This window comes from bacterium (assembly GCA_020444325.1).
GTDB lineage: Bacteria > Bacteroidota > Ignavibacteria > SZUA-365 > SZUA-365 > BM516.
This window is the reverse complement of record JAHLLD010000014.1, coordinates 138,128-149,436: the sequence shown is the minus strand read 5'-3', so window position 1 is coordinate 149,436 and position 11,309 is coordinate 138,128. Positions and strand designations below refer to the sequence as shown.

General features: G+C 55.6%; 10 protein-coding genes and 1 tRNA gene. 9 read left to right on the top strand and 2 right to left on the bottom strand.

All coding sequences use genetic code 11. The features are described 5' to 3' along the window. The 6 genes from KQI65_16085 to KQI65_16060 form a co-directional block, all read left to right on the top strand. The coding region (locus KQI65_16085) for an OmpA family protein (GenBank protein MCB2206263.1) at nt 1-735 on the top strand (735 nt) is incomplete at its 5' end. 144 nt (nt 736-879) lie between these two features. Then, nucleotides 880-2,382, top strand: coding sequence for a hypothetical protein (locus tag KQI65_16080; protein ID MCB2206262.1), 1,503 nt, complete (start codon nt 880-882; stop codon nt 2,380-2,382). 296 nt (nt 2,383-2,678) lie between these two features. Further along, complete coding sequence (locus KQI65_16075) at nt 2,679-4,319, top strand: Na/Pi cotransporter family protein (protein ID MCB2206261.1); 1,641 nt, start codon at nt 2,679-2,681, stop codon at nt 4,317-4,319. 223 nt (nt 4,320-4,542) lie between these two features. Beyond that, a complete protein-coding gene (locus tag KQI65_16070; protein MCB2206260.1) occupies nt 4,543-5,301 on the top strand; it encodes a hypothetical protein in 759 nt (252 codons plus the stop codon). A 118-nt stretch (nt 5,302-5,419) separates the two neighbouring features. Further along, nucleotides 5,420-5,492, top strand: a tRNA-Lys gene (locus tag KQI65_16065). A gap of 247 nt (nt 5,493-5,739) precedes the next feature. Then, entirely contained in the window at nt 5,740-5,940 is a 201-nt protein-coding gene (locus KQI65_16060; GenBank protein MCB2206259.1) for a hypothetical protein, read from the top strand. 116 nt (nt 5,941-6,056) lie between these two features. Here KQI65_16060 and KQI65_16055 read toward each other — a convergent pair whose 3' ends face one another. After that, nucleotides 6,057-6,677 (bottom strand): hypothetical protein, encoded by a 621-nt coding sequence (locus KQI65_16055; GenBank protein ID MCB2206258.1) that lies wholly within the window; start codon nt 6,675-6,677, stop codon nt 6,057-6,059. Nucleotides 6,678-7,076: 399 nt separating this feature from the next. On the opposite strand from KQI65_16055, the gene KQI65_16050 reads away from it, so the two are divergent. Then, entirely contained in the window at nt 7,077-8,258 is a 1,182-nt protein-coding gene (locus KQI65_16050) for a DUF5050 domain-containing protein (GenBank protein MCB2206257.1), read from the top strand. Nucleotides 8,259-8,508: 250 nt separating this feature from the next. On the opposite strand, the gene KQI65_16045 is transcribed toward KQI65_16050, so the two are convergent. Continuing rightward, nucleotides 8,509-8,967 (bottom strand): hypothetical protein, encoded by a 459-nt coding sequence (locus KQI65_16045; GenBank protein ID MCB2206256.1) that lies wholly within the window; start codon nt 8,965-8,967, stop codon nt 8,509-8,511. 230 nt (nt 8,968-9,197) lie between these two features. Between KQI65_16045 and KQI65_16040 the strand changes: the two genes are divergently transcribed. Together KQI65_16040 and KQI65_16035 are read left to right on the top strand one after the other, a co-directional pair. Next, a complete protein-coding gene (locus tag KQI65_16040) occupies nt 9,198-9,503 on the top strand; it encodes a hypothetical protein (GenBank protein ID MCB2206255.1) in 306 nt (101 codons plus the stop codon). A 735-nt stretch (nt 9,504-10,238) separates the two neighbouring features. Next, nucleotides 10,239-11,249 (top strand): hypothetical protein, encoded by a 1,011-nt coding sequence (locus KQI65_16035; protein ID MCB2206254.1) that lies wholly within the window; start codon nt 10,239-10,241, stop codon nt 11,247-11,249. Nucleotides 11,250-11,309 lie beyond the last annotated feature (60 nt).

The following is an 11,309-nucleotide window of genomic DNA, read 5'->3' as shown; positions in this document are numbered from 1 at the left end:
GGCGGCGCGGGGAAAGGTGTTTCCACCGGTGAAGGCGAAGGCATGGTCGACCGCGATAAAATCGTGGGTGAAGGTGCTCCCGGTATAACCGCGGCAAGCAGTATTGCCGGGGGACGCGGCAAGGGCGTTGGCACCGGTGAAGGGGAGGGTCCCTGGCGCATTGATTACGGCAAATACTACGGTCCCCAACCCGAGCCCCTGCTCGCGCGCTACGGCGGCTACGTTCCGCGGCACATCCAGCACATCTCTCCGGTCAGTTCGGTCGACACCAGTGCTCCCTCCCTGCCGCGTTTCGATTTTGCAGCGGCGAACATGGTAAATCCCTTACCCGAGTTCGACATCGACGCGCTGGAGGAAGGCAAGATCTTCACGCTGACCGACATCCATTTCGAGTATGACAAGGATGTGATTCGCCGTGAGTATGTAGCCGATCTGCTCGAGAAGGTCCGCATCTTCAAGGCCTACCCGAAGATGGTTGTGGAAATTCGCGGGCATACCGATTCAGAAGGATCGGATGCGTACAACGAGAACCTCTCCATGCGTCGTGCACTGGCGGTGAAGAATTTCTTTGTACAGAACGGTGTGGCGCCCGGACGTTTGAAAGCCAAGGGTTTTGGCGAGAGCGTGCCGCTGATGGACAACACGACGGACATCGGTCGCGCGTTCAACCGTCGTGTCGAAGTGTACGTCATCAAGCTGGGCGACCGCATGCCCCAAAACGTGATCGAGCGTTAATATGGTGGGATGTCTTTCCGTCCCACATTGAACCTTATCGCATCGGAAGTGGTTAGAGAAACAACGCAGTAATCTTATAGACATGGAAAAATTCGGGATGGCATACAGGCCCGGAAGAAACGGCAAACCGGGAACAGGTGAGGAATGAGTCTTCACGGAGGCGTAGCGGCAGTGTGGCGTGCAGCAGTATTGTGTGTCGTGCTTATTTCGGTGACGGCGGGGGAAATCCACGCCCAGTCGCCCATGCCCGAGTACACCGGTCGTCCCAGGCTTCCTGAAGGACGTTTCTCCGTCACCGCCGGCGGTGGCATCGCGAAATACAACGGCGAGTTCACCGACGAGCATGTGGATGCCGTGTACTGGGCGCAGGCCACGTTTTGCATCGGCAGCTACCTCCGCATCGGCGCATCCGGGGAAATCGGCAAGCTGCTGTACAACCGGCGTTACCGCCGCAACACCGGCACCGCATATCGGCTGCAGTTTTTCGATGAGGGCGAGAATTTCGTGCTTCGCAGTACCGAGTACAGGGCCGTGTATGCGCTGATGTTCCTCGACATGCTGCCCGCGCGCTATGTCAATCCTTACTTCTTCGGCGGTTTCGGCTACATGTGGTACACACCCGAAGATTACCGTTATCCCGGCTCTATCCGCTACGCACCGAATACGCCGGAGCAGGAGACCTGGGCTTTCCCGGGCGGCATCGGGGTGGATATCCTTTTCAGTGATCGTATCGCTTTCAACGCTGAAGTGCGCGCCAATCTGACGCTGGCGGGGGACCTCGATGCATTCGCCAGTGGAGAAGTGCGTGACCGCTACGCCGAAGAGCAGGGGCAGCGGCGCAATCCCAACGCCGCGGAAACCGCCAACGATTTCTATTTCACCACGACGGCGGGAATCAAGGTCTTTCTATTCCCGGATGATGACATTGATGGTGACGGACTCACGAATGAGGAAGAAGAAGCCCTCGGTTTCAATCCCTACGACATGGACACCGACGGCGACAAGCTGACGGACTGGTACGAATACAATGAAGTGCATTCCGATCCCCGCCGCGTGGATACCGACGGCGACGGACTGACGGATTTCGAGGAAGCCATCAAGTACGGCACGCGCGCTGACACGCTGGATACCGACGGCGACGGACTCAATGACGCCGAGGAAGTGCAGCGTTACCATATCGATCCGCTGCATGCCGACACCGACAACGACGGACTGCTTGACGGACAGGAAGTTTTGCACGGCAGCAATCCAAACCTGGTCGACACCGACGGCGACGGACTGCGCGACGGTGACGAGTTCAACAAATTCGGCACCGATCTGCTGCTGCCCGACACCGACGGCGACGGTATCAGCGATTACGACGAAGTATACCGGGGTGCTACGGATGCGTCCGCCTCTGACAGCGACCATGACGGACTCACCGACTTCGAAGAGCGCTCGATCGAAATGACGGATCCCGAAGACCCAGACACCGATGACGACGGACTCACCGACTTCGAAGAACTCCGCATCACCAACACCGACCCCCGCAACCCCGACACCGACGGCGACGGCTTCCGCGACGGCGAAGACAAATGTCCCCGCCTCCCCGAAATCCTCAACGGCTTCCAGGACGACGACGGCTGCCCCGACATCCCCCCGAAGTAATCTGACATCTCCGAGTGAGTCTGCCTCGGCGTAGTCCCGGGAACCGGGACGAAGCCGGGTGCCCCGACATCCCCCCGAAGTGATCTGAGATCTCCGAGTCTGCCTCGGCGTAGTCCCGGGAACCGGGACGAAGCCGGGTGAGAATCCGTCCGATCCGTGCGAATCGGTGTTCCCACTGATCGGCGTTGATTTCCTTCCTACCCCGTTATTAACGATATTACGATCACCTTTTCGATTGTCTCGTGTCGTTCATGACGACAGCTCTATCTGACTGACGTACAACAAATACTTCGACTATGACGCTGGAATTCGCCGCGCAGATGGCATTCGGTGTGCTTGGCGGACTCGGTCTTTTCCTCATCGGCATGAAACAGATGTCGGAGGGAATGCAGGCCGTGGCCGGCGAGCGCCTGCGCCGCATGATCGCCGCCGTTACGGACAACCGTTTCATCGCCTGCGGAGTGGGCACTTCGGTGACCGCGCTGATACAATCGTCCAGCGTCACCACCGTCATGGTTGTCGGTATGGTGAACGCGGGCGTGATGACCCTGCACCAGGCCATAGGCGTCATACTCGGGGCGGACATCGGCACCACCATTACTGCCTGGCTGGTAGCGCTGAAAGTCTCCGAATACGGTCTGCTGCTGATCGGCATGAGCAGCCTGTTCTATCTGTTCTCGAAAACCGATCGTGTGCGCTACACCGCCATGATGGTGCTGGGACTCGGCTTTGTCTTTTTCGGTCTGCAGCTGATGAAAGAGGGATTTTCACCGTTGCGGGAAATGGAAGGTTTCGTGAGCATGCTGTCAGCATTTCGTCCCGACACATTGTGGGGACTGCTGAAGTGCATCGCCGTGGGCTCATTTGTGACAGCGATCATACAGTCCAGCAGCGCCACCGTTGCCATCACCATCACCCTCGCGATGACCGGCGCCATCGATTACGAGACCTCCATCGCACTCGTACTCGGCGAGAACATCGGCACGACCATCACCGCTTTTCTCGCGTCCCTCGGAGCCAGCACGAACGCCAAGAGGGCGGCATATGCGCATATCACCATCAAGGTACTCGGCGTCATGCTGCTGCTGCCGCTATTCCCGTTTTACGTGGACATCCTCAACACCGTGGTCGCCAGCGACGCACCTATCGCGGCTCGCATCGCCTTTGCGCACACCGGCTTCAACCTCCTCATTGTTTCCGTCTTTATCGGTGCCATCCATCCGCTCTCACGCATCGTCACCTTCCTCGCTCCCGGCGTGAAGGCCAAAGAGCATCCGCATCTGACATATCTGAACACGCGCATCTACGACTCGCCCGCCATCAGCGTGCAGCAGAGTCACGCCGAGATCGTGCGTGTCAGTGGAGGTGTGCGCGAAATGCTCGACTGGCTCGGTGAACTGCTGGGGAATGGTCAGGTGGAGCAGGTGGAGGCCAATCGTATTTTCAAGCGCGAGAAGCTGTACGACCGCATTCAGAAGGAAATCGTTGAATACATCGGCGCGTTGATGGGCGGAAACCTGTCACATGCCCTCAGTCAGCGTATCCGCATGCAGCTCAGGATTATTGACGAGTACGAATCCATCAGTGACGAAGTCGTAGTCATCCTCAAGCTGCTGCTGCGCCTGCGCAATGACGGTTTGCAGATGACAGGGGAGGGCAAGGCTGAGCTGCTGGATCTGCACTCCTCAGTCACCGCGCATGTCGACCACGTCAACGATGCCGTCCGCGAGGGGCAGGACGTCCTGCTCAAAGCCATGACCGAGGGCGACGAAATCCGCCGCCGCATCAAAACCATCCGCGCCAGTCACCTCAACCGCCTCGGCGCCCAGGCCATCTCGCCCCTCGACAGCCTCGTCTTCATGGACATCATCTCCGCCTACCGCCGCATCAAGGACCACACCCTCAACATCGCCGAAGCCCTCGCCGGCGAGAAGTGATACATAGCGCTTTAATTTTGAATCCCGCTTGCCTCGGCGTAGTCCCGGGAACCGGGCCGGATTCCCGCCAGCAGCGCCGTAGTCCGGGAACCGGGACGAAGTCTCGCCTGCCCGGACGAAGCCGGGTACCCGTTGATAGCGCTGACGTTACTTTGACAGAAACGTGACAACGTGCCTGATGTGGTTTCGCATAATGGAAGCGAAGTTCATCATGGAGGATGTCATGAAATCGAGTACACTGCTCATCGTTCCGATCGCCGCGTTCATACTGCTGATAAGCAGCGGCTGCAGTGTGGCTGGCTACATGGTGGGCGCTGCAATCGAAGAGGGGGAGGAACCCACGTATGAGTGGTTTCCAACGATGAAGCTGCTCCTAGTCGAGGAAGGCACCCCTCTGCGCCTGGAGCGGAAGAACGCTCCGCCGGTTGAGGGTCGCTTCGCGCGCCTGTCGCTGCCGGAAGAAACGGCCATACTTGACAGCGTGGAGGACAGGGGAGGAGAAAGCACATCCGGCTGGAATATCCACGCAGGGGACCGCATCCTCTTAACCGATAAGGGCGCAAAAGAGCGTGAAGTTCTTTTCCTCGGGGCAACAACGAGGGATATCTGGTACCGCGAGCCGGGTGAACATGCTGTGCAGCGTTGTTCTTACTCTGGCATGGAGAGAATTCGTTCTGGCAGCGTGGAGTACAGCAGGGGATTCCTGCAGCGCATGACGGACGGCGAGCTTGAGGCCGTGTATGACGTGCACCTTCAGGGCGGAGAAGTAATTCCGCTGCGGGATGTCCGGCAGCTTATGCTTCCAAAGAACGCCCACGGAACGCGCACCGCCCTGACAATGCTCGGGGGCGCGGTGGATCTCACCCTCCTCATCGTCATGCTGCCATCAATGGGTGGCGCCGACAAAACGGGCAACCGCTCCGACCTCGGTATCGGCAAGTGGCTGGACGAGCATGGATCATCCCTCCGCACCGGACTGTAAGCCGAGCGTATGACCGCGGTAACTTGTATTTCACCGAAAAAGCACCCATTTTAAAATTCTCCCCTCAAAACCCCATTTATTTTTTTGAAATTTCCGCCGCGTGCCGTACTTTTGTTGTGCACGCGTAGCTCAGTTGGTAGAGCAGCTGACTCTTAATCAGCGGGTCAGGGGTTCGAGTCCCCTCGCGTGTACGAAGCCTCGGCATAGTTTGAGCGAAGCGAGAACGGAGCCGGGCAGAATCTCCCCCGAGCCCTATAAAAACGGCGTGAACTCAACCTCACGCCGTTTTTTATTATTCCCACCGGCATTCCCACGCAACGTAGCCGCATTTGCAGCAGAAAATCGATGAGGACTGTAACAGATCAGCGTATACGTTCGTATATAATGGAGTCACTTACCTGATTTGCAAACGCCATGGAATGTTCAAGGAGAGCTGTCATGAAGTACAAAGTGCATCAATACGACATCGACATGCGGAAAGGGCGGGACGATCTGGAGCGCTTCCTGAATACGCTCGAAGGGGATGTCGTTGCCATCATCCCGAATAACAAGAATACCACCCTCGCACAGATCTACGGGATCACGAAGAAGATTGACTTCCTGCTGATCATCGAGAAAATCCAGGACAGGAAGAACTAACGACGATACTCATTCCCTCGGTATGGCCCCGGATTGCAGGGAGCAGGTCGCTGTGCTGCTGAGTATGCTTCGGCCGGTTTGCCTCAAACAAACCGGCCGTGTTGTATCGGAAGGACTTATTCTTCAACGACCGTGACGATGAACTTCACCGGGTTGAGGTTCGCGCTTCGCTCGAACAGGGCGTCGAGCGGGATGTCGCGGTACACGGGATCAGAGTCGAGCGCAGCCTGCAGCTCTTCCCGACTGAAGGTCAGGGATCCGACCTTGACGGCAATATCTCCCTCTGCTGTCTTTACTGGCTTGAGGTGGTTGGTTCCAGCCTGAATCCAGAATTCGTACGTCCCGGATTCCTGTGCCGTCCATGTGAAGTTGTAAAACTGACTCCGCTCCCCTGCAGTGCCCGTGACAGCGGCATCCTGCGGTCCGCCTGCATCTTCCATGACAGTGATCGTCTGGAGTTCCTCTCCGTCACGGAAAACCTTCACCGTTGGCATTGCGCTGACTTCATCGCCGCGGGACAGTGCCTGCACGCCGATCGTGAACCGGCGGGTATCGCCGATGCGCATGACCGGGTCGGTGCTCCATACGACAGTGGGGACGTGGTCGACAAGCTCGAGGATTAGCGCATTTTTGTCTGACGCAGGCTGCTCGTCACACGTGCATGAGGTGAGCGCGAGGGCCAGAATGAAAAGGGAAACAACAACAGTCGCAGATACAGGAAGCGGGATTCTCTTCATGAGATTTTGCTCCATACTGTTGAAAAATGTTCGGGAAGGTACAATAAAGAACAACAATACCGGATAATCTGGGAAATGTCAATGATAATGACAGTGCTTGCGCTCGCCCTGTAGAGATATTTTATTAGCTCTGTAGAGACATCCGCCTCCACCTTGACAATGGGATAAAAAGGACGTACAATCTCCACAACGCGTCCTTTACACAACGGCAATGAAATCCCGGTAACCTTGAGCGGTTGCAGCGTATGCTGCGCATTGAGCGCATGACGTTGGCAGTCCGCTTCCTGTGTACTGCATGTGGTCCTTTCGATTCTATTCGGATCGAAGGGATGTGGCTCCATGGATGGCTCCCAGGGTCGGATTGCCGCTTCCTGAAACCCTCACCATACGGAGCAACTCATGAAACATGTGATACATAGGCGACTCTGCTGGACCCTGATGCTCGTCGTGCTGTGCGCTGGCACTGTCATGGCACAGACGCAGCTTTACTGGTCCGAACATTTCTCGGATGCGAAAATCAGGCGTGCGAATACGGACGGCAGCGGTGCCGAAACGATACTGACGCCGGCGAACACCGGCTTCGTCAGTGCGGAGACCATCGCCTTCGATCCGGTGGGAAACAAGCTTTACCTGACAAGTCTGCTGGGACAGAAGATTCAACGCGCGAATCTCGATGGCAGCGTGCTGGAGGATTTGGTGACGGGACTGAGCGGACATGGAAACGTGACTATCGATGTGATGCACCGGAAGATGTACTGGACGGTATACAGCTTCTCGGCGCAGACGGGAACAATACACCGCGCGGACCTCGACGGCAGCAATCAGGAAATGGTGATGGAAACGGGAAATGCCGCCGTCACCGGACTCGCCCTGGATGAGGCGAGCAGCAAGATTTATTTCGTAACCTCGCAGCCCGGTACAGTGAACAGGGTGGATTACGACGGGAACAACCGCGAAGAGCTGCTGCAGATCGCCAGCACGGGCGGCGGACTCTCACTCGATGTGTCTGAGCAGATGATGTACTGGTGGGCCAACGGCGGTGAACCGGTCATCGAGCGCGCAAAATTCGATGGGACGGCTCGCGAAACCATCGTGAGCAACAGTCCCAATCCGGTGTTCCAGAGTCCGAACGATATCGTCATCGATCTCGCTGCCGAGAAGTTGTACTGGACCGACCTCGCAGCGGAGTCCATCCAGCGTGCCGATCTCGATGGCCAGAACGTAGAGGAAGTACTCACTTCCGGCGTACTCACACCGCAGAGTCTTGTGCTTGCCCCCGGCACGACGCATGCACAGGACGACCTTCCCCCAACCGTCATGACGCTCCGTCTGCATCAGAACTATCCGAACCCCTTTAATCCCTCGACCACCATCAGCTTCGACCTGTCCGAACCGGGTCCTGTAACCCTCATCGTCCATGACATGTTTGGCAGGGAAGTCGTCCGACTGCTCGATGGCCCCCGGCAGGCCGGACATCACGAGATACAATTCAAAGGTGAGACGCTCGCTTCCGGACAGTACCTCTACCGTCTTCATACCGCAGGAAAAACCATGACCAGGAGTATGACGCTGATCAAGTAAACGCTCACAGGAAATAACGGCCGCATTCGCGCATCTGCAGTACCGCCTGCGTCAGATCGACTTCAAGGGAAGGGAGGGTATTCGCCCGTGCAGTCCGTCAACATCGCAGCCCCCGCATACTGCAGCCTTTCCTGTACTATCCCTGAGCTATTGTATGTGACTTCTTTGGGAAAAGAACTTATGAAGGGTGACATACTGAAGCAATCGGGAGTGAAGGTCTCAAGACATGCAGGACAGGATCGTAGCGTCGTTACTGGAACTTGAAATCAAATTCCATTTGGGATAAGCCGATCACAAAAAGGGTTGCCAGGCCGAGGACTATATACAGCCAGGCCGGGACACTACTTTCACGCACATCGTCTTTACTCATTGGAGGCCCTTCCATAGCGGCCTGCTTCTCCGCTTCTGCAGTCGACAATCCATATTCTGTGGTGTATAGCTCGACTCGCTCCCTGTATTTCTCGCATTCAGCTTGAAGCTGGCTGATCCTTTCCTGTACCTCCAACATGACATCATTGTCGATAGATGGTTGGCGCTTCATTGCGCTGTAACTCCGTTCGGATCTCTCGAGCTCATCACAGGGGTAACGTTCTTCCGAGGACGTCCTGGAATATTTTGAGCTGGCACAACTGGTGAACAGCATGAGCGCGCACAGTAGCAGCGAAATCATCTGCCACTCTGTCGACATTGTGATCCTGTGAATGAACATGTGTGTCCTCCTTCGTTTTAGCCTGCACTCTTGATCACCACTGATGATGAATAAACGAGAATCCCTGCTCACGGATGTCACGATGATGTCAAAATCGCATTCCAGGTGGATGGCTTTTTGTGAACTTGACTGTAAGATCCTTTTTCTCTACTCTGCCTCAGCGCAATTGCCTAAAGAAGCTGCCAGGAACTTCTCGGGGGCCGGAATGGTCCCGGATAAACCACAGCGACTTGATTTCGGGAAACGACTCCACCTTCGGATCCATCGACGGGGTGAGGTGGATAAAGCCGGGAAACGAGTACATCGTCTTCCTCCAGTTCAGGTCTCCACACGGCTACGGCGCCAATTATTTCAACAACCGCTACCTTACCCCCGGCTCAATCGTCGGCGTCACGACCACAGGCGGCATGTATCCCATCGTCAACGGATACGTCGACAATCCACATAACGATTTCGGACTGGGTGAACATGCGCCGGTCGAGGAGTTCGTCAAGAAGCTGCGCGGTGCGATTGATCGACTCGTTGAAACGCAGTAGTGGGGAAATGGTAGTCCTGTCCCGAATGCCGTTCGAATTTCGAGCCGGAGATGGTCGTCTGGTATGGGACCAACGAGTACAACTTCGAGAAAATGCCCGATCCGCCATCGTACGAACCGACGCGCTGTTTGAGGTGTAATGTCATCATCCGGCTGGGAACGGATGGGCATACATTATCGGGTGAGGGATACTGGTGTGAGAAGTGCGCGGATATCGAAATGAGAAAGCGGCTTGGTGGACGCGAAGCGTAAGCCGCGTATGGGTAAATGATCTTCTAGACGCAGTTCGGTAGGGAAGGCGACGGGGCCGGTCGGGAGCGTTGAAAGACGGAAAGTGCCCGGCAAGTACTTGCAGCGCTGGTTCCAGACAGGGAATTACCGCGGGCAGAACTACAAATAGCAGCTGAGTTTGCAGATAGGGAGAATTTTGTGGATGAGGACCTACCGCTACATGACATGACAATAGTGCTTATTGCAGCTACGTATGCCATAACAGACAGAAAGAATATGCTGAAACTGCATATTTTCAGGAGATACAAAGACTCCACCACCCTAAAATCCATCTACCACATCCACACTTACCGTTGTGATTGATAGTTGAGCCCTTCGGAAGCTTGGTCGACAGAATTAACGAAATATTCATTTGACATCATCATACGGTTTCCCGATGTTTTTATGCGATATCTGTTGATGCCTGCCCGCAACAACATCTATTTTCGTAGGCTGGGATATTTCTATGAATTCAGTCAAACGAACGCAGGTTTTGCCCCTGCTTTTGTTCTCTCTCTTTCTGCTTCTGCTCTCTGACGTTGCAGACGCTCAGGCGATTTACGCTACACGAACGGGGCACAAATACCATCTCGCCGGCTGTCGGCATCTGCGGCAAAGCATGATTCAGATTACGCCAACCCAGGCAAGGCAGATGAATCTCGGCCCATGCAAGCACTGTAGGCCACCTGTTTTTTCTACCTATCGCGTCCCACCGCAGAATAGCGTTCAATCGAATCAGGTAGTGGAAGGGCTGCGCAGAATAAGCGAAGCGACAGGGAGGATGACGGAGGAAATGATGGAGAGGTATAAGGATCTCATCCGCGCGCAACAGATACAACGGGAATATAGTTCGCAAACGCGTTCGGGGCAGGTTTCACAATACCCTGGCAACAATGCAACCACTAGGCAGGATCAGACACGACAAGTAACAACCACCTACACCACTTCCAATCCGCGTGCTGAGTTGGAGAAGTGGGGATTGTCTGTCTACACTGGAATCCAGCTTCGATCCTACACAGGATATCCTGTAATTGAAAATGTGAAGTTGTCAACAAACGTGCTTTCCTATTCTCTGTTGCTGGGACTGAGGATCCCACTGTCTCGACAAAATGCCCTCCTGCTTGAAGGCGAATTCGGATCACTATCCAATGGTGCCCGCGATGCCATGGCAAACGATCTGGACGGGCATGTGCTCGGAATGAAACATGAGCTTTGGCCGCGATGGCAGATTGGGGGAACGCTGTGGCTTCTCCGGTTCCTTCGTCTTGGGGTGTCATATGGTGGATTTTCATTTGTTGGCACGGACATGAGCGAGCTACATCACTACCAGGATGAGTTTAATTTTATCGCAATTACACCCGGGCTCCGCGTTGAATTTGGTGGGTGGGGCATAGAAGGTACCTGGTCTTATCTCCGAGTCGAGAGTGTTGCGGCGGCAGTATCGGAAGCTGGTTTTGGTCTGTTTTTCATTTTTTAGTGCAGAGCGTTTCCTGTCGGACCGATTGACAGTTATCACGCGTCTCCTTCTCAGCGTGAC

Excerpts from the sequence above, each read along its gene's own strand:
- KQI65_16080 (MCB2206262.1), top strand. The coding sequence starts at position 880 with ATGAGTCTTCACGGAGGCGTAGCGGCAGTGTGGCGTGCAGCAGTATTG.
- KQI65_16075 (MCB2206261.1), top strand. The coding sequence starts at position 2,679 with ATGACGCTGGAATTCGCCGCGCAGATGGCATTCGGTGTGCTTGGCGGA.
- KQI65_16070 (MCB2206260.1), top strand. The coding sequence starts at position 4,543 with ATGAAATCGAGTACACTGCTCATCGTTCCGATCGCCGCGTTCATACTG.
- KQI65_16060 (MCB2206259.1), top strand. The coding sequence starts at position 5,740 with ATGAAGTACAAAGTGCATCAATACGACATCGACATGCGGAAAGGGCGG.
- KQI65_16055 (MCB2206258.1), bottom strand. The coding sequence starts at position 6,677 with ATGAAGAGAATCCCGCTTCCTGTATCTGCGACTGTTGTTGTTTCCCTT.
- KQI65_16050 (MCB2206257.1), top strand. The coding sequence starts at position 7,077 with ATGAAACATGTGATACATAGGCGACTCTGCTGGACCCTGATGCTCGTC.
- KQI65_16045 (MCB2206256.1), bottom strand. The coding sequence starts at position 8,967 with ATGTTCATTCACAGGATCACAATGTCGACAGAGTGGCAGATGATTTCG.
- KQI65_16035 (MCB2206254.1), top strand. The coding sequence starts at position 10,239 with ATGAATTCAGTCAAACGAACGCAGGTTTTGCCCCTGCTTTTGTTCTCT.